Source organism: Janthinobacterium sp. OK676 (genome assembly GCF_900103595.1).
GTDB lineage: Bacteria > Pseudomonadota > Gammaproteobacteria > Burkholderiales > Burkholderiaceae_D > Janthinobacterium.
This window is the reverse complement of the sequence record NZ_FNHA01000003.1, coordinates 368,063-390,721: the sequence shown is the minus strand read 5'-3', so window position 1 is coordinate 390,721 and position 22,659 is coordinate 368,063. Positions and strand designations below refer to the sequence as shown.

The window sequence follows — 22,659 nt, the reverse complement described above, 5'->3', positions numbered from 1 at the left end:
TATGCCCGTCGATAAACACGCCGAACAGCGCGCCGAACAGCCTGCCGCGACCTTGCCAGCCCCGGGCGAGCGCTTCAACCTGGGCGCCAAGACCATCGCCCTCGTCGTGCGCCAGAATACGGACGGCATTGCCGAACCCGTCAAAAGCATCGTCGATTTCCTGCAAGTGCTGGGCCACACGGTGGTCTTCGAGGCGGAGACGGCCGCGCACCTGAACCTGGCGTTTCCCGGCGTGCATGCCATGTCGCCGGCCGAGATCGGCGCCGCGGCCGATTGCGCCATCGTCATGGGCGGCGACGGCACCATGCTGGGTATTGCGCGCCAGCTGGCGCCATTCGACGTGCCCTTGATCGGTATCAATCAGGGGCGGCTGGGTTTCATGACGGATATTCCGCTCGAGCGCATGCTGCCCGTGCTGGCGCAAATTCTCGGCGGCCGCTTCAAGGCCGAACGCCGCACCTTGCTCGAAGGCAGCGTGTTGCGCGACGGCGAGTCGATCCACGTGGGCATGGCCGTCAACGATGTCGTCGTCTCGCGCGGCGGCGGCGCCGGCATGGCGGAACTGCGCGTCGAGGTCGACGGCCACTTCATGTACAACCAGCGTTCCGATGGCCTGATCATCGCCACGCCCACGGGCTCGACCGCGTATGCGCTGTCGGCCGGCGGCCCCCTGCTGCATCCGACCCTGGGCGGCATCGTGCTCGTGCCGATCGCCCCGCATGCGTTGTCGAACCGTCCCATCGTCCTGCCCGACTCCAGCCAGATCGTCGTGGAAATCGTGCGCGGGCGCGATATCAGCGTCAATTTCGACATGCAGACCTTCGCCAGCCTGATCCAGCAAGACCGCATCCTCATCCGCCGTTCGCCGCACACGATTACCTTCCTGCATCCGGAAGGGTGGAGCTACTACAACACCCTGCGTGAAAAATTGCACTGGAATGAGTATCCGTCGGGCGAGGGCAAGCTCAGCTAACTTTTTCTCCATCTCAACCCGCGGCGCGCCGCCCAACCACTGAAGCCATGCTCCATACACTGTCCATTCGCGATTTTGTCATTGTCGATACCATTGAACTGGAATTTTCCGCCGGCTTCAGCGTGCTGACGGGCGAGACGGGCGCCGGCAAGTCCATCCTCATCGATGCGCTGACGCTGGCGTTGGGCGGGCGCGGCGACGCCAGCGTCGTGCGCGAAGGCGCGGCCAAGGCCGACATCACGGCCGACTTTTCCGTCAGCGAAGTGGCGCAAGCGTGGCTGGTGGCGCATGAGTTCGCCAACGACGATGGCGGCGCCCTGTTGCGCCGCGTGATCGACAATGCGGGCCGCTCGAAGGCGTACATCAACGGCATCCCCGCCACGGCCGCGCAGTTGCGCGAACTGGGCGACATGCTGGTCGACATCCACGGCCAGCACGCGCACCAGTCCTTGCTGAAAAGCGAAGCCCAGCGCGCCTTGCTCGACGGCCAGGCGACGGCGCGCGAAGCGGGCGCGGAACAGGACGCGCGGCAAGTGGCGGCCCTGCACAAGCGCTGGCGCGCCCTCGTGCGCCAGCGCGAGGAATTCGAAACCAACGCCGCCAACGTGCTGTACGAGCGCGAACGCCTGGAATGGCAAGTGGGCGAACTGGAAAAGCTGGCCGCCAAGCCCGGCGAGTGGACGGACATCACCAACGAGCACAGCCGCCTGTCGCACGCGGCCAGCCTGCTGGAAGGCGCGCAGGAAGCGCTGTCGATGATTTCCGAGTCGGAAGACCACCCGATCGTGTCGCAACTGTCGGGCCTGAACCAGAAGCTGGGCAAGCTCGTGTCCGTCGATGCGGAATTGCAGCCGATTGTCGACCTGATCGAATCGTCGCGTATCCAGTTGCAGGAATCCGTGTACGCGCTGAACAATTATCTTGACCGGGTGGAACTGGACCCGGAGCGCCTGCACCAGCTCGACGCGCGCATGGAAGCCATGCACAGCACGGCCCGCAAATTCCGCGTCACGCCTGAAGAGTTGCCGGAGGAACACGCCAAGCTGTCGGAAAAGCTGCAGCATTTGGCGGACGCTTCCGATATCGAAGGCTTGCTGCGCCAGGAAGCGAAGGTCGAGGCGGAGTACCGCGCCGTGGCCGAGAGACTGTCCGCCACGCGCCGCGCCGCCGCCCTGGAGCTGGGGCAAGCCGTCACGCGCGCCATGCAGGAACTGAGCATGACGGGCGGCAGCTTCGAGATTGCCCTCCATCCTTGCGAGCCGGCCGCCCACGGCCTCGAGCAAGTGGAGTTTCTCGTCGCTGGCCACGCGGGCACGGCACCGCGCTCGCTGGCCAAGGTGGCGTCCGGCGGCGAACTGGCGCGCATCGCGCTGGCCATTTCCGTCATCACTTCGCACGCCACCACCACGCCGACCCTGATCTTTGACGAGGTCGACAGCGGCATCGGCGGCGCCGTCGCCGAAGTCGTGGGCCGCTTGCTGAAGCGCCTGGGGCAGGGGCGGCAAGTGCTGTGCGTGACCCACTTGCCGCAAGTGGCCAGCCAGGCCAATCAGCATTTCCAGGTGGCAAAAAGTACCCTGGACAATGGCAAGACGGCTTCGCGTATCGACATGCTCGACGCCAAGGCCAGGGTGGAAGAAGTGGCGCGCATGCTGGGCGGCCTGGAAATCACGGCCACCACGCGCAAGCATGCGCGTGAACTGCTCGCGATTTGATTCATGGCTGGGGGCAGACCGGGGTCAGACCCGCCGGGGCAATGCGTTCCATTGGAGCGCATTGCGATCACGCAGTGACTGACCCCGGCTTTTGCTATGGGTGAATTGCATCGACATCCATCTTTCCCGATGTTGACGCAATGTAACTATAATAACTGGCTAATCCATCCAACGCCTTCGAAGAGCCTTCATGTCATTTCAAACTGAACCGCCGTACACGCATGGCAGCATCGACCGCAGCGCCGTGGTGCTCGTCAACCTGGGCACGCCCGATGCGCCGACCTCGTCGGCCGTGCGGCGTTACCTGAAACAATTCCTGTCGGACCCGCGCGTGGTGGAGATTCCCCGCCTGGTCTGGTGGTTCATTTTGAACCTGATTATCTTGCCCTTCCGTTCGGGCCAGTCGGCCAAGAAATACGCGTCGATCTGGACGCGCGAGGGCTCGCCCCTGAAAGTGCATACGCAAAAGCAAGCGAAATTGCTGGCCGGCGCGCTGGCCGAGCGGGGCCATGACGGCGTGACGGTGGCCATGGCCATGCGCTACGGTTCGCCTTCCTTGCCGGAAGTGCTGGCCAAGCTGAAAAGCGAGGGCTGCGAGCGCATCGCCATCCTGCCGGCCTATCCCCAATATTCGGGCACGACGACCGGTTCCATCTATGACGCCGTGTTTGCCCATTACGCCACCGTGCGCAATGTGCCGGAATTGCGTTTTATTAAGCAATATCACGAACACGACACGTATATCGACGCCTTGCGCGATTCCGTGCTGAACCATTGGGAAGCGCATGGCCGCCCGGAAAAACTGGTGATGAGTTTTCATGGCGTGCCCAAGCGTACCTTGCTGCTGGGCGACCCCTACCACTGCCAATGCCTGAAAACGGCGCGCCTGCTGGCGGAAAAGTTGAAGTTGAGCAAAGAGCAATACGTGGTGACCTTCCAGTCCCGCTTTGGCAAGGCCGAATGGTTGCAACCGTACACGGCGCCCACCCTGGTGGCGCTGGCCCAGCAGGGCGTCAAGCGCGTCGATCTGCTGTGTCCAGGCTTTACCAGCGATTGCTTGGAAACCCTGGAAGAAATCGCCATGGAAGCCAAGCATGATTTCGAGGCGGCCGGCGGCCAGCAGTTTCATTACATCGCTTGCCTGAACGAAACGCCGGCCTGGATCGCGGGCATGGCGGAAATTGCGGAACAGCACATGATCGGCTGGCCGACGATGAAGACGGCGGCGCAGCGCGAGGCGGACAAGAAAGCGGGCGAGCAGGCGCGCACGGCGGCGCTGGCCCTGGGCGCGACGAACTGACATTGCTGGATTTTTTGCCATCTTGAAGCCGCGCTTGCGCGGCTTTGTCATGTCTGGCGCGGCCAAGTGGCTTTCCAAATAGCAACACCGCCAGTGGCGATGGCTGCGGCGGGGCTGGTAGAATGCCCGCTTTGCCGTGGGAAGCCAGGAAAATCAAGGGTGGGCGCGCACGGATGGATGTCCGAAATGGGAAGCGCTTTGTAATAGGCTGTAACATGGACCCATGTAATTTCGGTTTTGCCACGCATACCCCTTGAAACAATAGGATATAGCCCCATCTGCCCGTTAGTGTTGTAAAGATAGTTAGACTAACTCATTTAAGTCATTGATTGTAGGAGCTTTTCAGATGCAAGATCAGGAAAACCAAGCTGTACCTAATCCGCAAGCGGACGCCGCGGCGACTGCCCCATCGACTCCCGCAGAGCCTACTTTGGAAGAGCAGCTGGCGAGTACCGAAGCGCGTCTTGCAGAGATGCACGATGCCTTCATGCGCGCCAAGGCCGATGGCGAAAATATCCGCCGCCGCGCGCAGGAAGATGTTGCTAAAGCACATAAATTCGCCGTGGAAAGCTTTGCCGAAGCCATGGTGCCCGTCAAGGACAGCCTGGAAACGGCGCTGACGGTGGAAACACCGACCATCGAATCGCTGAAAGAAGGCGTCGAAATGACTTTGAAGCAATTGAACGCCGCGTTCGAGCGCAACCGCCTGGTGGAAGTGTTGCCAGTGCAGGGCGAGAAGCTCGATCCGATGAAACACCAGGCCGTTGCCGTGGTGCCGGCGGACCAGGAAGCCAATACCATCGTGTCAGTCCTGCAAAAGGGCTATATGATTGCGGACCGCCTGCTGCGTCCAGCCATTGTAACGACCGCGCAAGCAAAATAATCAGAGTGCGGCATCAAGCAAGCCTTGAAACCATGCCGCTTTGCCACATATAAGAACCATCTGAAATCTAGCAAATAAAAGGAAAAAAATCATGGGTAGAATTATCGGTATCGATCTGGGAACCACGAATTCCTGCGTTTCCATCATGGAAAACGGTCAACCAAAGGTAATCGAAAACGCTGAAGGCGCACGCACGACGCCGTCGATTATTGCTTATCAAGAAGATGGCGAAATTCTCGTCGGCGCGCCAGCGAAACGCCAGGCCGTGACCAATCCGAAAAACACGCTGTACGCAGTCAAGCGTCTGATCGGTCGCAAGTTCGACGAAAAAGAAGTCCAAAAAGACATCGCGCTGATGCCGTACCAAATCATGAAAGCCGACAACGGCGATGCATGGATCGGCGTACGCGACAAAAAACTGGCGCCGCCGCAAATTTCGGCTGAAGTGCTGCGCAAGATGAAGAAAACGGCAGAAGACTACCTCGGTGAAGAAGTTACCGAAGCCGTCATCACCGTGCCTGCGTACTTCAACGACTCGCAGCGTCAAGCCACCAAGGATGCCGGCCGTATCGCTGGCCTGGACGTCAAGCGCATCATCAACGAGCCAACCGCAGCAGCGCTGGCGTTCGGCCTGGACAAGACCGAAAAAGGCGACCGTAAAATCGCCGTGTATGACTTGGGTGGCGGTACGTTCGACGTGTCGATCATCGAAATCGCGGATGTTGATGGCGAAAAACAATTTGAAGTGCTGTCGACCAACGGCGACACCTTCCTGGGCGGCGAAGACTTCGACCAGCGCGTCATCGATTACATCATCGATGAGTTCAAGAAGATCAACGGCATCGACCTGAAAAAAGATCCGATCGCCCTGCAGCGCATCAAGGCTTCGGCCGAGCGCGCAAAGATCGAATTGTCGTCGTCGCAGCAAACCGAAATCAACGAGCCGTACATCGCCATGGCGAACGGCGCACCGGTCCACTTGAACCTGAAGATGACCCGCGCCAAGCTGGAATCGCTGGTGGAAGAGCTGATCACGGCCACGATCGAGCCATGCCGCACCGCTATCAAAGATGCTGGCGTGAAAGTGTCGGACATCGATGACATCATCCTGGTCGGCGGTATGACGCGTATGCCGAAGGTGCAGGAAAAAGTGAAGGAATTCTTCGGCAAGGATCCACGCAAGGACGTGAACCCGGACGAAGCCGTCGCCGTGGGCGCAGCGATTCAAGGTTCGGTCCTGTCGGGCGAACGCAAGGACTTGCTGTTGCTGGACGTTACGCCTCTGTCCCTGGGTATCGAAACCCTGGGCGGCGTGATGACCAAGATGATCCACAAAAACACGACGATTCCGACCAAGTTCAGCCAAGTGTTCTCGACGGCCGACGACAACCAGCCTGCGGTGACCATCAAGGTCTTCCAGGGTGAGCGCGAAATCGCCGCCGGCAACAAGGGTCTGGGCGAATTCAATCTGGAAGGCATCCCGCCAGCAGCACGCGGTACGCCACAGATCGAAGTGACCTTCGACATCGACGCCAACGGCATCTTGCATGTCGGCGCGAAAGACAAGGCCACCGGCAAGGAAAACAAGATCACGATCAAGGCCAATTCCGGATTGACCGAGGCTGAAATCCAGAAGATGGTCAAGGATGCCGAGCTGAACGCGGAAGAAGACAAAAAGGTCAAAGAATTGGCCGAGTCGCGCAACCAGGCCGATGCTCTGGTACACTCGACCCGGAAATCCTTGACCGAATACGGCGACAAGCTGGATGCGGGCGAGAAAGAGAAGATCGAAGCGGCCATCACCGACCTGGAAGCAAGCATCAAGGCGGGCGACAAGGCTGAGATCGACGCCAAGGTGGAAGCACTGTCGAGCGCATCGCAGAAACTGGGCGAAAAAATGTATGCCGACATGCAAGCGCAGCAAGCTGCCGGCGGCGCGGAAGGTGCACAGCAAGCTGCTGGCGCATCGGACGCAGGCGCCAAGCAAGACGACGTTGTTGACGCTGACTTCAAAGAAGTCAAAGACAGCAAGTAATTGTCTTGCGCTCCCATGAACTGGGGGCAGCCGGGCTGAACGCTACATCGCGGAATTAGCCGCGAAGACCGGCCGAGCCGAGTCGTTGCCCAGTGCAGCACTCGACTCGGCTTTTTCGTGTAATTTTTACATCAGTAGATAGACTGCAAGGTGCCGACAACATGGCAAAGCGTGATTTTTACGAGACACTCGGTGTCGCAAAAAATGCTTCGGAAGAAGAGATCAAAAAGTCTTACCGTAAACTGGCGATGAAATACCATCCGGACCGCAATCCGGATAGCAAGGAATCGGAAGAAAAGTTTAAGGAAGTCAAAGAAGCCTACGAGATGCTGACCAATCCGGAAAAGCGCGATGCGTATGACCGTTATGGTCACGCTGGCGTGGACCCGAACATGGGCGGCGGTGGCGGCTTCGGCGGCGGCGCTGGCGGCTTTGCCGACAGCTTCGGCGATATCTTCGGCGACATCTTTGGCGGTGGCGGTGGACGCAGCCGCAATGCGGGTCCACAGGTGTACCGTGGCGCCGACTTGCGCTACAACCTGGAAATTACACTGGAGCAAGCTGCTCACGGCTTCGACACCACCATCCGCGTGCCGAGCTGGGACAAGTGCGACACTTGCCACGGCAGCGGCGCCAAGCCGGGCACGTCGCCGACCACCTGCGGTACCTGCGGTGGCCACGGCCAGGTGCGCATGCAGCAAGGTTTCTTCAGCATCCAGCAAACCTGCCCGAAATGCCATGGCAGCGGCAAGGTCATCACCGACCCGTGCACGCCGTGCGGCGGCGCCGGTCGCATCAAGCGCAACAAGACCCTGGAAGTGAAAATTCCAGTCGGTATCGACAACGGCATGCGTATCCGTTCGTCCGGCAACGGCGAACCGGGCACGAATGGCGGTCCGTCGGGCGACCTGTATGTGGAAATCCACATCAAGCCGCACGCCGTGTTCCAGCGCGAAGGCGACGACCTGCATTGCGAAATGCCGATCTCGTTCACCAAGGCGGCCTTGGGCGGCGAAATCGAAGTGCCTACCCTGAACGGCAAAGTGTCGTTCACGATCCCGGAAGGCACCCAGTCGGGCAAGACCTTCCGCCTGAAAGGCAAGGGCATCAAGGGCGTGCGCTCCGGTTACGCGGGCGACCTGTTCTGCCACGTGGCCATCGAAACACCCGTGAAACTGACGGAAAAACAGAAAGACCTGCTGCGCGACTTTGAAAAGTCGACGACCGAGGGCGGTGCCAAGCACAGTCCGCAAAGCAAGACCTGGAAAGACAAGGTCAAGGATTTTTTTGAATAAGCACACGTAATACCATGCGCCGGGATGCTTCAACATCCCGGCGTTTTTTTCATCACGACTGAACAATGTGCGCGCATCGCCGGCCTATGGGCGCGATCTGCCGCCCTCAGTCGTACGTACACAATGGGAGCGATATGACCGAACAGAAAAATGGCCCGGCCCTGGCGGAACTGCTGCAGCGTAACCGCCGCTGGGCCGACTCGATGGTGGCGAAGGACCCGAACTTCTTCAAGAACCTGGAAGCGCAAACGTCGCCCGAATACCTGTGGATCGGCTGCTCCGACAGCCGCGTGCCAGCAAATGAACTGCTGGGCATGGCGCCTGGCGACGTGTTTGTGCACCGTAATATTGCCAATGTGGTCGTGCATTCCGACCTCAATTGCCTGTCCGTCCTGCAATTTGCCGTGGACGTGCTGAAAGTCAAACACGTCATCATCGTCGGCCATTACGGCTGCAAGGGCGTGCATGCGGCCATGACGGGCACGCGCATCGGCCTGGTCGACAACTGGCTGCGCCACGTGCAGGACGTGGGCCAGAAACACGAACGTTACCTGGGCGACGTGCTGACGAGCCGCCAGCGCGGCGACCGCCTGTGCGAGCTGAACGTGGTCGAACAGGTCTTGAACGTGTGCCAGACCACCGTCGTGCAAGATGCGTGGGAACGGGGCCAGGAACTCAGCGTTCACGGCTGGGTCTATGGCTTGAAGGATGGCCTGCTGAACGACCTGGAAGTGACCGTCACGGCTGGCCACGAACTGGCGCCGCGCATGGCGACGCGCCTGGCCCGCTACGAAGCAATCGCGTAAGCGGCGTCGGCGTCGCGCCAGGTACCTGGCCACGCCGATGCCTGTTGCAGCGTGGCGCAACGCGCCGCGCATATCCATATAGTAAATGCTTCGTTTGCAAGCAAGGCTGGCCGGCATACAGTGGACTTCCCCAGACTCTTGGCGAACTCCCATGTCGGCCGTCCTGAAACCCGTGCAGTCCACCAGTCCATTCCAGATCGAAACTTTCGATGCGCCGCTGGGCGCGCAAGTGCTGGGGCTGGACCTGGCGCAAGCGCTGTCGCAGGGCGATTTCCAGCGCCTGCACCATGCCCACCTCGACCATCACGTGCTGGTATTCCGCGACCAGCGCATCACGCCGCAGCAGCAGGTCGATTTCAGCCGCCGCTTCGGCCCCTTGCAAATCCACGTGCTGCGCCAGTTCCAGCTGCCCACGCAGCCGGAAGTGCTGATCATCTCGAACATCGTCGAAAACGGCCAGCCCATCGGTCTCGGTGACGCGGGCCATTTCTGGCATTCCGATTTGTCGTACAAGGAAGTGCCCAGCCTCGGTTCCATGCTGCATGCGCAAGAGTTGCCGGACGAGGGCGGCGACACCGTGTTTGCGAACATGCACCTGGCCTGGGAAAGCTTGCCGGCCGCGCTGCGCCACGCCGTGCGCGGCGCCCGTGCCGAGCACAGCTACCTGAGCCAGTATGAGGAATTGCGCCGCCGCAATCCATGGCGTCCCGCCCTGACGCAGGCGCAGATCGATGAAGTCAAGCCCGTCACCCACCCCGTCGTTCGCGTGCATCCGGAAACGGGACGCCGCGCCCTGTTCGTCAGCGAACATTTCACCACGCGCATCGTCGGTCTGCCCGACGATGAAAGCCGCGCCCTGCTCGACGAACTGTTCGCCCACAGCGTGCGTCCCGAGCACCTGTATGTGCACCGCTGGCAGCCGCACGACCTGGTGTTCTGGGACAACCGTTCCCTGATGCACTTGGCGACCGGTTGCCCGCCCGACCAGCGCCGCAAGCTCTACCGCACGACCATCGAAGGCGATGCGCCGTACTGATTTTTTTGACCGTAGTTGACCAAGGAGTGTCCATGTTGCCGATCTTTACCTTTTCCCGCCGCCTGCTCGCCGCCATTGCCGTGCTGTGCATGGCCATGCCCATGGCCCGGGCCGAAGGACAGATCCGCATCGCGGGCCAGCACGGCATCACTTTTCTTTTGCTCAATATCGCGCAGGAACAGAAGCTGATCGAAAAGCACGGCAAGCAGCAAGGCGTCGATGTGAAGGTCGAGTGGATTACCTTGTCCGGCGGCCCGGCCATCAATGATGCTTTGTTGTCCGGCAATATCGATATCGCGGGGGCCGGGCTGGGGCCGCTCTTGACCATCTGGGACCGCACGAAAGGCCGGCAGAACGTGCGCGCCGTCGCGTCCCTGGGCAACTTCCCCTACTATTTGGTCAGCAACAATCCCAAGGTGAAAACCCTGGCGGACTTGACGGACAAGGACCGTATCGCCTTGCCGGCCGTCTCCGTTTCCGTGCAGGCGCGTATCTTGCAAATGGCCGTGGCGAAGCAGTGGGGCGACAAGGAATTCGCCCGCCTCGATAAAATCACGCAAACCTTGCCGCACCCGGACGCGGCCGCCGCCATCATCGCCGGCGGCACGGAGCTCAGCGGCCACTTCGGCAATTCGCCGTTCCAGGAGCAGGAACTGGCGCAAAACCCGAACGCCCACATCATCCTGAACTCGTATGACGTGCAGGGCGGTCCCAGCTCGTCGACCCTGCTGTATGCGACGGAAAAGTACCGCAAGGACAATCCGAAAACCTACCGCGCCTTCATCGCCGCCCTGGCGGAAGCGGCGCAGTATGCGAGCGGAAATCCGCAAGGCGCGGCCGACATCTATATCAAGGTCAACAAGAGCAAGGTGGACCGCAATCTGCTGCTGAAAATCTTTGCCAACCCGCAGGTGCAATTCAAGATCGCGCCGCAAAACACCTATGGGCTCGCGCAATTCCTGCATCGCGTGAGCGCCATCCGCAACTTTCCCGACAGCTGGCGCGATTATTTCTTTGACGATCCTGCCATCACGCAAGGAGGCTGACATGAACGCGCCCGCTTTTCACCTGGTCCGTCCTCCCGTTGCGCTACAGCCGCTGCTCAGCGTTCAGCATGTCAGCCTGGAATACCGTACGGAGCAGCGCACCGTGCGCGCCACGCACGACGTCAGTTTCGACGTGTTCCGGGGTGACCGTTTCGTGCTGCTGGGACCATCGGGCTGCGGCAAGTCGTCGCTGCTGAAAGCCGTGGCCGGTTTCATCGCGCCGCGCGCCGGCAGCATCGCCATGCAGGGCCATCCCATTCATAAACCGGGGCCGGACCGTGTCGTCGTGTTCCAGGAATTCGACCAGTTGCCGCCGTGGAAAACCGTACTGGAAAACGTCATGTTCCCCTTGCTGGCCAGCAAGCGCCTGGACAAGCAGGCGGCCCGCGAACGCGCCCATCACTGGATCGCCAAGGTGGGCCTGGCCGGCTTTGAAGACGCCCACCCGCATACCTTGTCGGGCGGCATGAAGCAGCGGGTGGCCATCGCCCGCGCCCTGGCCATGCAGCCGGAAGTGCTGCTGATGGACGAACCGTTCGCGGCCCTCGACGCCCTGACGCGGCGCAAGATGCAGGAAGAGCTGAGCCGCCTGTGGGAAGAGCTGCGCTTTACGCTTGTCTTCGTCACGCATTCGATCGAGGAAGCGCTGGTCGTGGGCAACCGCATCCTGCTGCTGTCGCCCCATCCGGGCCGGGTGCGTGCCGAATTGAACAGTCACCAGTTCGACTTGCACAGCGCCGGCAGTGTGGAATTCCAGGCCGCCAGCAGCCGCATCCACGGCTTGCTGTTCGACGAGGAAGCCGCTCCTGTCCCGCAAGCAGAGCGTGCCCACCGGGAGGCCGTATGAGTGCGCTGCTGGAGCCGCCTATCCGCCAGGAATTCGTGTATGCGGCGCCGCCGCCGGCCGGCGTCACCGTCGAGCAGCCGCTGTCGCGCTGGCAGCGTGTGAGCCAGCACGCGCTGTGGCGCAAAGTGCTGATTTTGTTCAGCCTGGCCCTGCTGTGGGAAGGCGCGGCGCGCTGGACGCAGAACGATTTGTTGTTGCCCAGTTTTCTGCAGACGGCGCAGGCGTTTATCGGCGGCATCGCCAGCGGTGAATTGCTCACGCGCACAGCCGCCTCCCTCGTCGTCTTGCTGCAGGGCTATGCGGTGGGCGTGCTGGCCGCCTTCGTGCTGACCTTGCTGGCCGTGTCCAGCCGTATCGGGCGCGATCTGCTGGAAACCCTGACGGCCATGCTCAATCCCTTGCCGGCGATTGCCCTGCTGCCGCTGGCTTTGCTGTGGTTCGGCCTGGGGCGCGCCAGCCTGATCTTCGTCATCGTCCATTCCGTCATGTGGCCGCTCGCCCTGAACACGTATGCAGGCTTTCAGGGCGTGCCCGAGACCCTGCGCATGGCGGGCCGCAATTACGGCTTGACCGGCTTGCGCCTGGTGCTGCACATCCTCGTGCCGGGCGCCTTGCCTTCCATCGTCTCGGGCTTGAAGATAGGCTGGGCGTTTGCCTGGCGCACCCTGATCGCGGCCGAGCTGGTGTTCGGCACGACGTCGGGGCAGGGCGGCCTGGGCTGGTACATTTTCCAGAATCGCAACGAGCTGTACACGGACAAGGTGTTTGCGGGTCTGGCCGCCGTCATCGTCATCGGTTTAATCGTGGAAAACCTTGGCTTCCGCACTTTGGAACGCGTGACTCTGAAGCGCTGGGGCATGCAACGGTAGTTGTCACGATAATTATTTCAGCATGCTGCGCGCCGCCGCGATGATTTGCCGCGACAACTGCTCCATGCGCGGCGACTGCACCTTCCACGTATGCCAGTACAGGGCCACGTCGGCCGGAGTCTTGGGCGTGAGCATTTCCACCAGCTCGCCATCCGTATTCGCTTTCAGCAGCAGCTCGGGCACCATGCCGTAGCCGAGGCCGTAGCGGATGGCGTTGAAGTGCGAGGTGGCGCCCGGCACGTAATGACAGGGGTAGGCCCCTTCGGGCAGCCCCAGCGCCTCTTGCAGGAACGACGATTGCAGGGTGTCCTTGCGCGTGTAGGCGACGACGGGCGCCGTGCGCGCCGCCTTGCGCGTCAGGCCGTGCGCAAACCACTGCTGGCGGAACGCGGGCGTGGCCACCAGCCAGTAGCGCATCACGCCCAGCGGCTCGGCCGTGCAGCCGCGCATGGGCTTGGCTTCCGTGCTGATGCAGCCGATCGCCATGCCCGTTTCCAGCAAGGTATACGTGTGGTCCTGGTCTTCCACGGTCAGGTCCAGCAGCACGCGCTCGCGTATCAGCACCTCGGACAGGGCGGGGAAGAACCAGGTGCCCATCGAGTCCGCGTTCAGCGCCAGCACCAGGGTCAGCGGGGCATCCTGCTGCACGGCCAGTTCCGCCTGCAAGTCCGCTTCCAGCAGCTTGGCCCGTTTCAGGTACTGCATCAGCCGCTGCCCCATGCGCGTGGCGCGCGCCGGTCGGCTGCGCACGATCAGGGCATTGCCCAGCTGGCTTTCCAGCGCCCGCACCCGCTGGGAAATGGCGGGGGAGGTCAGGTGCAGCCGCAGCGCCGCCTGCTCGAAGCTACCCGTTTCAACGACGGCGCGAAACGCTTCCGTATGTTTGGGATTGAGATCCATGATCATCGCCTGCATAAGAAAAATTTATCAATACTAAATAATACTTACTTTTCATAAGGATGAGTGTGTTGCAGTGCACAATGTCTCTTTGATGGAGTGCCGCGCGCCAGCGCGCGGCCTCCTGGCAGCAAGGAATACCACCATGGAAGCACAAGCGAACGACAGCAGCACCCGCAAGCCCCAGTCCAAGCTGGCGCGCAATCTGAAATTCGGCCTGGGATTGACCCTGGGCCTGGGCATGGCCGCCGCGCTGGCGGGCGGCTGGTGGCTGCGCCAGGCGTGGCAGGATTTGCCGGCCGTCGAACACCTGGCCCAGTACAAGCCCGCGCTGCCGCTGCGCATTTTCTCGAGCGAAGGCGAGCTGCTGGCCGAATACGGCGAGGAGCGCCGCGAATTTCTGCCCTTGAAGGAGATCCCGCTGCGCATGCGCCAGGCCTTGCTGGCCATCGAGGATGCGCGTTTCTACGAGCATGGCGCCGTCGATTTCTATGGCTTGACGCGCGCGACCCTGGCCAACGTCGTCACGGGCCACCATGCGCAGGGTGCCAGCACCATCACCATGCAGGTGGCGCGCGACTTTTTCCTCTCGCGCGAAAAGACCGTGCAGCGCAAACTGACGGAGATGCTGCTCGCCTACAAGCTGGAGCAGCACTACGGCAAGGACAAGCTGCTGGAACTGTATATGAACCAGATTTACCTGGGCGAGCGTTCCTACGGCTTTTCCGCCGCCTCGAACATTTATTTCGACAAGCCGCTGGCCGACGTCAGCATCGCCGAAGCGGCCATGCTGGCCGGCTTGCCGAAAGCGCCATCGGCCTACAACCCTGTCGCCAATCCCCAGCGCGCCACCGTGCGCCAGCACTACATCCTGCAGCGCATGCGCGAACTCGGCTACATCACGCCAGCCGAATACGACGCGGCCGTGGCGGAAAAGCTGGCCCTGAACAAGGACCGCAACAGCTCCGTGCACGCGGCCGCGTATGCGGTCGAGGAAGCGCGCCAGCTGATCCTGCAAGGCTATCCCGAAGGCGCCTACAGCATGGGCCTGGACGTGACGACGACCATTCGCATGGCGCCGCAGCGGGCGGCCGACAAGTCGCTGCGCGATGGGCTGTTGAATGCGCAGGCGCGGCGCGGCTACCGTGGACCGGAAGCGCGCCTGGCCGCCTCCGAAGACAGCGTGGCGCGCCAGCTGGCCCCATACCCGGACAGCGGAGAACTGCGCGCCGCCCTCGTGCGCAAGGTCGATACGGCCGGCAAGCGCCAGGTGACGGCGCAGCTGCGCAATGGCGACGAGATCGTGCTGGCGGCATCGGAAGCGCGCCTGGGCGGCAAGCTGGCCTGGGATGGCAAGCGCGCCATCGCCGAGGGCAGCGTGATCCGCGTGGTGCGCGACGCGGCGAAAAAGGGCTGGCTGGTGAGCCAGCTGCCCGAGATGGAAGGCGCGCTCATTTCCGTCGAGGCCCACAGCGGCGAGATCGTCGCCATGGCGGGCGGCTTTGACTTCTACCGCAACCACTACAACCATGCCATGCAGGCCTACCGCCAGCCCGGCTCCAGCTTCAAGCCCTTCGTGTATTCGGCGGCGCTGGAGAAGGGATATTTTCCCGGCACGGCCGTCGACGACACGCAGCGCCTGCTGCTGCCGCAGGAAACGGGCGCACGGCCCTGGCGCCCGCGCAATTACGGCAACAACTATGAAGGTTTCATCAGCGTGCGGCGTGGCCTCGTGCGCTCGAAAAACCTGGTGGCCGTCAGCCTGATGCAGGCGGCCGGCCCTGGCTACGTGCAGCACTACGCCACGCGCTTCGGCTTCGAGGGCGCGCGCAATCCCGTGTCCCTGCCGCTGGCGCTGGGCGCGGGCGCCGTCACGCCGCTGCAGCTGGCGCAATCGTATGCCGTGTTCGCCAATGGGGGCATGCAGATGCCGCCGAAACTGATCAAGGAAGTGCGCAGCCGCAGCGGAGAAGTGCTGTTCAGCGATGCGGCGCCACGCGCCAAGGGCGAGCCGGCGCCGGGTACGCAAGTGATCTCCACGCGCAACGCCTACGTCATGGACAGCATGCTGCGCGACGTCGTCAAGAGCGGCACGGGCCGCGGCGCGCTGGCGCTGGGGCGCGGCGACGCGGCCGGCAAGACGGGGACATCCAATAACGCGTACGACGCCTGGTTCGCCGGCTATTCCTCGGGCCTCGTCTCCGTCGTCTGGCTCGGCTACGACCAGCCGAAAAGCCTGGGCAACGCCACCGGCGGCACCCTGGCGCTGCCCGTCTGGCGCGACTACATGCAGGTGGCCGTGCAGGGTCGCCGCGAGCAGGTATTGGCCGAACCGCCAGGCCTGGCCCTGCTCGATGGCGATTACGTGTATGCCGAATACCTGGCCGGCGACTGCCTGAAGGATAACTTCGCCTTTATCCACAGCAGCGTCGGCTGCGGCAGCGGCGGTGCGGATACGCGCATGGCGCGCGGTGACGCCGGCGATGGCGGCTCCGGCACGGGTACGAACGAAGCGCGCACCCTGAGCGAAGCGCGCGAACGCGAACAAATTCTCAAATCATTTTCGGAAGAGTAAGACCATGCTGTTATATACGATTTACCTGGTGGCGATCGTCGCCGAAGCGATGTCCGGCGCCATCATGGGCATGCGGCGCGGCATGGATTTGTTCGGCATCTGCATGATCGGCACCGTCACGGCGCTCGGCGGCGGCACCGTGCGCGACGTGCTGCTGGGTCACTATCCGCTGGGCTGGATTGCGCATCCCGAATACCTGCTGTTTACCATCGGCGCGGCCATCGTGACGGCCTTCGTCGCCCGCTATCTGCACCATCTGCGCGCCATCTTTTTGCTGGTCGACGGACTGGGTCTGGTGGCGTTTTGCGTGATCGGCTGCGACATCGCCATGTCGGCCAAGATGCATCCTGCCATCGTCGTGCTGGCGGGGATGATCACGGGCGTCTTCGGCGGCCTGCTGCGCGATATCCTGTGCAACCAGATTCCCCTCGTGCTGCAGCGCGAAGTGTATGCCACCGTGGCCCTGTTCACGGGCGCCCTGTATGTCGGCCTGCTGCACTTCAGGGTCGACAGCGCGGTGGCGCAACTGGCGTCCATCGGCGCCGGTTTCCTGTTCCGCTTCCTGGCCTTGCATTTTGAATGGCGGCTGCCGAATTTCAATGGCGACCGCATACGGGGTTTTGAGTAAGGCAGCAGCCGCGTGAATATTTTCACGCGCGCTTAACCCCTTTTTCTGCGCTGCCGCGTTTCATGGTTGACACCCCAGCCAACCGGAGAAGAAGCGATGTCCAGCGCCTGCAAGATCACATTGATACTGTCCCTGCTGCTGTCGGCAGGCAGCCACGCCGCCGGCACGGCGCCGCGCAAGACCCTGGCGCCGTTCGCCAGCGAGCAAGCCTTGAGCAGCTACCTGCAGCAGTTGCAGGCGCGCCAGGAGGCGTTGCTGCTGCGGCAGCAAAAACTGCAGCGCGCCACGGCGCAGTATTCGGCGCAGTCCATGGCGGCTCCTCCCGCTCCTCCCGTTCCTCCCGCGCCGATGGCGGCCAAGGCTGTCCCCGCGCCATCGGCAGAAGCTGCGGAATCCGTCACCAATGTGCAGACGGCGGGCGTGGACGAAGGCGGCATCGTCAAGCTGCATGGCAAGCACCTGGTGATGCTCCGGCGCGGCAAGCTGTTCACCGTGCAGGTGGGCGGCAACGCCTTGCAGCCCGTGTCTACGCTCGACGCGTTCGCGCCGGGCAGCGACCCGTCCGGCAGCTGGTATGACGAGATGCTGATCGATGGCGACACGGTGGTGGTGATCGGCTACAGCTACAGCCGTGGCGGCACGGAGATCGGCCTGTTCGACGTCAATGGGGACGGCAAGCTGGCCTACCGTTCCACGTATCATTTGCGCTCCAACGATTATTATTCCTCGCGCAATTACGCGAGCCGCCTGGTCGGCGGCAAACTGGTGTTTTACTCGCCCCTGTCGCTGAACCTGCGCCGAGGCGACCCGTTCGGCGGCTTCCCCGCGCTGCGCCGCTGGCGTCCTGACGCCGTGCCATCCGACTTCAAGCGCATCGCCCCGGCCACGCGCATCTACCGCACCGATGAAGAACCCGAAACGGGCTTCGGCCTGACCCTGCACACGGTCACCGTGTGCGACCTGGCGCAGCGCGACATGCGCTGCGAAGCGACGGCCGTCATGGGGCCGCAGGGCCGCGTGTTCTATGTGTCGGGCGAATCCGTTTTCGTGTGGACGACGCGCCGCGGCAGCGACTCGGGCGTATTCCGCATTCCCCTCGATGGCGGCGCGCCCAGCGCCCTGAAGGTGGCCGGCGCGCCCGTCGACCAGTTCTCGTTCCTGGAAAGCAGCGATGGCCACCTGAACGTGCTGCTGCGCGCCGAAGGCCAGGGCGACGCCATGTGGGATGGCGCGCGGGGGCGCGGCGACATGGCCTTGCTGCGCGTGCCATTGGCCTCGTTTTCCGATGGCCGCGACAGCGCGCCCGCCAGCAGCTACAAGGCGCTGCCCGGCGGCGGCGGCTACGGCTTGCAGAACCGCTACGTGGGGTCCTATCTGTTGTACGGCAATCCGGGCAATGCCGGACGCCGCAAGGCGGACCAGGCCTGGCCGCGCCAGCCCCTGTACGCCGTGCGCTGGGCCGATGCGGGCAGCGTGCAAGCCTTGTCCCTGCCGCATGGCGTGGAGCGCATCGAGGCGCTGGGCAATGACGCCGTGGTGATCGGCGCGCAGGGCAGGGATCTGCACTTCAGCACCATCGGCCTGGGGACGCAGGCGGCGATCGCCACGCGCTACATCCGCGCCGACGCGGCGCAGGGCGAGTCGCGCAGCCACGGCTTTTTCTACAAGCCGCAAGCGGCCAGCGAGGGCATGATCGGCTTGCCCATCCTGGGCGCGGACGAGCGGCGTGGCCTTAACAAGTCATCCGCCTCCGTCCTGTACCTGCGCAACAGCGGTTTGACATTGACGGAACTGGGGGCGCTGGCCGCGCGGCCGGGCCAGGCGCCGGATGACGGCTGCCGCGCGTCCTGCGTGGACTGGTATGGCAATGCGCGGCCCCTGTTCCTGCAGGGCCGGGTCTTCGCCCTGCTCGGCTACGAACTGGTGGAAGGGGCGCTCAGGGATGGACAGATCCGCGAAGTACGCCGCATCAGCTATGCGCCCACTGCACGTTGATGGCGCAGTGAAATTGCCGCTGCCGCGCAGTTCGGCTACACTGCTCCGCATGCCCGACACCCTCATTACCGCGACGGATGAAGACCTGATGCTGCGCTACAGCGCCGGCGACCTGCCGTCGTTTCGTGAACTGTACCGGCGCCATAGCCAGGGCCTGTACCGCTTCGTGGCCTGGCGTTCGCCGCGCCGCGCGTGGGTGGACGAGATCGTGCAGGATGCGTGGGCCAGCCTGCACGCGGCGCGTGCCGGCTATCAGCCGCAAGCGGCATTCCGCACCTATCTGTACCAGATCGCGCGCAACCGCCTGATCGACCTGCTGCGCCAGCGGGAAGGACAGGAACACGATGACGCGGGCGAACTGGCGGACGAGGGCGCATCGCCGCCGCAGTCGCTGGAGCAGAAACAGCAGCACGCGCTGCTGCATGCGGCCATCGCCGCGCTGCCGGTGGAGCAGAAGGAAGCGCTGGTGCTGCAGCAGTTCAGCGGCATGAGCATCCTCGAGATCGCCGTGGTGACGGGGGCGGAAGCGGAAACCGTCAAGAGCCGGCTGCGCTACGCCATGCAGAAATTGCGCGCGGGCTTGGACAGCGCCGCTAGCGCGGGAGGACAGGCATGAATACGCACGATCAAGATAACCACGAACCGAATGACGAGGAATTGAACGCGCTGCTGGCCAGCCTGCCGCAGCCCGCGCCTTCCAGCGCCCTCGATGCGGCCATTCTGGCGGATGCGGAAAAAGCCTTGCAAAAACCGGTAGCCGCGAACGATAGCGCCGATGGCGCGCTGCGTACCTTGCCGGCCAAGAAATCGCCGGACTACCTGCAGCGCTGGCGCGTTCCGCTGGGACTGGCCGCGGCCGTGCTGCTGACGGTGAATCTGATTGGCGTGGACTGGTTCGGTTCGAAGCCGGCGCAATTTCCCGTGGTGGGGGAGCCGGTCACGCAGGAGGTGATGTCCGCGCCTGCCACCGCACCTGTTGCCGCAACGGCCGCTGCGCCTGCGCCACCGCCGTCGGCTGCGCCAGCGCCGCGCGCCATGGCCAAAATGGCAGCCAAGCCAGCGCCGCCGGCGCCAGCCTCGTTTCCCGCGCCGCAGACGATAGCAGTGGCGCCACCGGCGCCGCCAGCACCGCCGCCCCCACCGGCGCCTGCCACGGCGATGAGCCAGGCGATGGAGCAGCAAGCGGCCATGCAGGCCGAGTCCAGTATGCAGCGCCAGGCGCCCGTCCCGGTCGCGGCCCGCTCCGCGCCGCTACCGCCGCCCGCAAAACTCGACGCTGGCGTGTGGCTGGTGAAGATCGACGCCCTGCTCAAGGCGGGCGAGGGCACCTTGGCGCACGAGGAGTGGACGGCGTTCAGGCAGGCCTATCCCGACTATCCGGTGGCCGAGGAACTGCGGCAGCGGCTGGAAAAGCAGAAGCAATAGCGAGTTGATGCGCTGCCTTAACCCGCAGGCAAAGAGCTGGGGTCAGACCCGGCGGGTCTGACCCCGGAATTGAAGGCTCGATCTGCTGGGCTACACGATTCCCTTCCTGCGTTCCCACACGGCGCTGCCGACGAAAATGGCGGCGCACACCCACATCACGGCCGGCAGGGCGTTCACGCCCACCGATTGCATCAGGACCCCCGTCAGCAGGGGGCCGCCGCCGCTGGTCACGCCCCAGGTGGCGTTGACGATGGCGCTGGCGCTGGTCAGCGACAGGCCCGTAAACCGTTCGCCGCAGGCCACCAGCGCCAGCATGTAGATGCCGCCCGCCGCCGCGCCCAGCAACAGCAGCAAGGTCCACCACAGCCATGGCGTGCCGACGGCAAACGGCAGCAGCGGCAGCAGCAGGCAGACGGCCACGCCGCAGCCCGCGTGGACTTTGGCGCGGCCGTAGCGGTCGGCCATCCAGCCCAGCGCGAATTGCAGGCCCGTGTCGCCCACCAGCACCACGGTGGCCGACAGCAGCGCCAGGTCCGTGCCGATGCCGTGTTCCATCGCGTACAGCGGCAGCAAGCTCAATGCCAGCGTATCGAACAGGGCGAAGAAGGCGGCGCCCAGCACGATCATCGGCATGCGCGGCAGGATCAGGGTCCATTTCACGCCGTGTTCTTCCGGCTCCCTTTCCGGGCCGCTGTTCGAGATCAGCATCAATCCCGGCACGGCCAGCAAGAACAGCAGGCCGCAGGCGGCGAAACTCCAGCTGATCTTGTCGTTGAACAGCGCCACGAGGGCGGGGCCGATCAGCTGGAAAAAGGTAAAGCTGGTGGTGTACATGGCCACCACGCGCCCCCGGGAATTGTCGGGCGCCAGCCGGTTCACCCACGCTTCGCCGATGGTAAACAGCACGCCCATGGCGCCGCCGAACAGGAAGCGCAGCACGCTCCATGCCAGCAGGTGGTCGGTACACTGCATGGCGATCGTCGCCAGCGAGGCCACCCACACGGCGCCCAGCATGGTGGCGCGCGCGCCGAAACGTCCCACCCAGCCCGAGACGAATGGCGAGGCGGCCAGGATGCCGAGGGCGCTGACGGCCGTGATCATGCCGATGATGTCCGTGCCGACACCGCGCTGGTGCAGGGTCAGGGCGGTGAGCGGCATGGTGGCGCCCAGGCCCAGGCCCACCACGCCGATGCTGACGACGAGGGCGAAGAAGTCGCGCCATGGCATGGTCTTCATGGCCGCCCTCTCGGGGTGGAAAAGATGTTCGGGAAGGCTGGAATACGGTGTGGAGGCATGGGAAAGTGGTCAACTTTGCCGGCGGCGCTGGCGTTTGGCGCCGGACGGGCATATGATGATTTTACTAAGTGCAATATTGCAAAGCCGTAGTGTAGGCGATGTGTGCCATCGCTGGCCATGCCCATCGGTGTGGCCGCTGCCCGCGGCTCTGCTGTACAGTGAAGCGAGCGGCAGCGCTGTCATGGCGCTGTCATTGGATCGTCACGTCAGCGAGGTAGCTCCATGCGCCGTCCCATCGTTCTCGTTCCCGCCTGCCAGCGCCAGCTTGGCAGCCACGCCTGGCACATGGCGCAGGACAAATACCTGCATGCCGTGCTGTACGGCGCCGGCTGCATGCCGCTGCTGCTGCCCGCCCTGGGCGCGGGCGCGGACCTGGAAGCGGCGTTGCACGTCGCCGACGGCGTCATGCTGACCGGTTCCGCCTCGAACGTCGATGCACGCCTGTATGGCGAAGACATCCTTCATCCCGACCTGCCGCAAGACCCCGCGCGCGACGCCACTACCTTGCCCCTGATCCGCGCCGCGCTGGCGCGTCAGCTGCCCTTGCTCGCCATTTGCCGCGGCTTCCAGGAAGTCAACGTGGCCCTGGGCGGCAGTCTGCACCAGGCCGTGCATGCGGTTCCGGGCATACAGGACCACCGCGAGAACGTGCTCGATCCTTTGGAGCGCCAATACGGGCCTGCGCACCGCATCAAGCTGATGCCCGACGGCTTGCTGTCACGGTTGCTGGGCGGCGAGAGCGAAATGATGGTCAATTCCCTGCATGGCCAGGGCGTCGCCAGGCTGGCCGATGGCTTGCTGGTGGAAGCGCTGGCCGACGACGGCCTGGTGGAAGCATATAGCGTGGCCAGCGCCGCCGGCTTTACCCTGGCCGTGCAATGGCACCCGGAGTGGCAGGTGGAAGACAACCCGCAGTCCATGCGCCTGTTTGGCGCCTTCGGCCAGGCATGCCGCGATTACCGGGAACAGCAGCACAGAAATAAAGAATGACAAGGATGAAAAAAGGATGACAGGCACGCCGCACGAGTAGCACGCGGC

At 63.5% G+C, this 22,659-nt stretch carries 19 protein-coding genes; 17 read left to right on the top strand and 2 right to left on the bottom strand.

Going from position 1 to position 22,659, the window contains the following annotated elements:
- Position 1: 1 nt before the first annotated feature.
- The 11 genes from BLU39_RS08615 to BLU39_RS08565 all read left to right on the top strand — a co-directional run bounded on the left by BLU39_RS08615 (position 2) and on the right by BLU39_RS08565 (position 12,805).
- Complete coding sequence (locus tag BLU39_RS08615) at positions 2-973, top strand: NAD kinase (protein WP_232731224.1); 972 nt, start codon at positions 2-4, stop codon at positions 971-973.
- 47 nt (positions 974-1,020) lie between these two features.
- Positions 1,021-2,688 (top strand): DNA repair protein RecN, encoded by a 1,668-nt coding sequence (gene recN, locus BLU39_RS08610; RefSeq protein WP_092711903.1) that lies wholly within the window; start codon positions 1,021-1,023, stop codon positions 2,686-2,688.
- 190 nt (positions 2,689-2,878) lie between these two features.
- Positions 2,879-3,988 (top strand): ferrochelatase, encoded by a 1,110-nt coding sequence (gene hemH / locus BLU39_RS08605; protein WP_092711901.1) that lies wholly within the window; start codon positions 2,879-2,881, stop codon positions 3,986-3,988.
- Positions 3,989-4,334: 346 nt separating this feature from the next.
- Positions 4,335-4,871 (top strand): nucleotide exchange factor GrpE, encoded by a 537-nt coding sequence (gene grpE, locus BLU39_RS08600; RefSeq protein ID WP_092711899.1) that lies wholly within the window; start codon positions 4,335-4,337, stop codon positions 4,869-4,871.
- A gap of 91 nt (positions 4,872-4,962) precedes the next feature.
- Complete coding sequence (gene dnaK, locus BLU39_RS08595; RefSeq protein WP_092711897.1) at positions 4,963-6,906, top strand: molecular chaperone DnaK; 1,944 nt, start codon at positions 4,963-4,965, stop codon at positions 6,904-6,906.
- A gap of 161 nt (positions 6,907-7,067) precedes the next feature.
- On the top strand, positions 7,068-8,201 hold the full coding sequence (dnaJ, locus tag BLU39_RS08590; RefSeq protein ID WP_034745985.1) for a molecular chaperone DnaJ: 1,134 nt from the start codon (positions 7,068-7,070) through the stop codon (positions 8,199-8,201).
- Positions 8,202-8,335: 134 nt separating this feature from the next.
- Positions 8,336-9,007, top strand: a complete 672-nt coding sequence (can, locus tag BLU39_RS08585) for a carbonate dehydratase (RefSeq protein ID WP_035822585.1) — start codon at positions 8,336-8,338, stop codon at positions 9,005-9,007.
- 151 nt (positions 9,008-9,158) lie between these two features.
- A complete protein-coding gene (locus BLU39_RS08580) occupies positions 9,159-10,043 on the top strand; it encodes a TauD/TfdA dioxygenase family protein (protein ID WP_092711895.1) in 885 nt (294 codons plus the stop codon).
- An 89-nt stretch (positions 10,044-10,132) separates the two neighbouring features.
- Positions 10,133-11,089 (top strand): ABC transporter substrate-binding protein, encoded by a 957-nt coding sequence (locus BLU39_RS08575; protein WP_254788941.1) that lies wholly within the window; start codon positions 10,133-10,135, stop codon positions 11,087-11,089.
- 1 nt (position 11,090) lies between these two features.
- Positions 11,091-11,936, top strand: a complete 846-nt coding sequence (locus BLU39_RS08570) for an ABC transporter ATP-binding protein (protein WP_092711891.1) — start codon at positions 11,091-11,093, stop codon at positions 11,934-11,936.
- Positions 11,933-12,805, top strand: coding sequence for an ABC transporter permease (locus BLU39_RS08565; protein ID WP_092711888.1), 873 nt, complete (start codon positions 11,933-11,935; stop codon positions 12,803-12,805). Before BLU39_RS08570 ends, BLU39_RS08565 begins: the two co-directional genes overlap by 4 nt.
- 12 nt (positions 12,806-12,817) lie before the next feature.
- Here BLU39_RS08565 and BLU39_RS08560 read toward each other — a convergent pair whose 3' ends face one another.
- Positions 12,818-13,711, bottom strand: coding sequence for an HTH-type transcriptional regulator ArgP (locus BLU39_RS08560; RefSeq protein ID WP_198511329.1), 894 nt, complete (start codon positions 13,709-13,711; stop codon positions 12,818-12,820).
- Positions 13,712-13,847: 136 nt separating this feature from the next.
- Between BLU39_RS08560 and BLU39_RS08555 the strand changes: the two genes are divergently transcribed.
- The 5 genes from BLU39_RS08555 (at position 13,848) to BLU39_RS28795 (ending at position 20,325) form a co-directional block, all read left to right on the top strand.
- Entirely contained in the window at positions 13,848-16,277 is a 2,430-nt protein-coding gene (locus tag BLU39_RS08555; protein ID WP_092711886.1) for a penicillin-binding protein 1A, read from the top strand.
- A gap of 4 nt (positions 16,278-16,281) precedes the next feature.
- Positions 16,282-16,905: a trimeric intracellular cation channel family protein gene (locus BLU39_RS08550; protein WP_092711884.1), complete on the top strand. Its 624-nt coding sequence runs from the start codon at positions 16,282-16,284 to the stop codon at positions 16,903-16,905.
- Between the two features lie 96 nt (positions 16,906-17,001).
- Positions 17,002-18,900, top strand: coding sequence for a beta-propeller domain-containing protein (locus tag BLU39_RS08545; protein ID WP_092711882.1), 1,899 nt, complete (start codon positions 17,002-17,004; stop codon positions 18,898-18,900).
- A 49-nt stretch (positions 18,901-18,949) separates the two neighbouring features.
- The gene (locus BLU39_RS08540; protein WP_232731223.1) at positions 18,950-19,516 is read left to right on the top strand and encodes a sigma-70 family RNA polymerase sigma factor; all 567 of its coding nucleotides are present in this window, start codon (positions 18,950-18,952) and stop codon (positions 19,514-19,516) included.
- Positions 19,513-20,325, top strand: a complete 813-nt coding sequence (locus BLU39_RS28795) for a hypothetical protein (RefSeq protein WP_139178208.1) — start codon at positions 19,513-19,515, stop codon at positions 20,323-20,325. The genes BLU39_RS08540 and BLU39_RS28795 overlap by 4 nt, the downstream gene beginning before the upstream one ends.
- 90 nt (positions 20,326-20,415) lie before the next feature.
- Here the strand turns inward: BLU39_RS28795 and BLU39_RS08525 are convergent, their stop codons facing one another.
- Positions 20,416-21,561 (bottom strand): MFS transporter, encoded by a 1,146-nt coding sequence (locus BLU39_RS08525; RefSeq protein WP_092711876.1) that lies wholly within the window; start codon positions 21,559-21,561, stop codon positions 20,416-20,418.
- Positions 21,562-21,843: 282 nt separating this feature from the next.
- Here BLU39_RS08525 and BLU39_RS08520 point away from each other — a divergent pair, with 282 nt between their 5' ends.
- Positions 21,844-22,611, top strand: a complete 768-nt coding sequence (locus BLU39_RS08520; RefSeq protein ID WP_092711874.1) for a gamma-glutamyl-gamma-aminobutyrate hydrolase family protein — start codon at positions 21,844-21,846, stop codon at positions 22,609-22,611.
- The last annotated feature ends 48 nt before the right edge of the window (positions 22,612-22,659 follow it).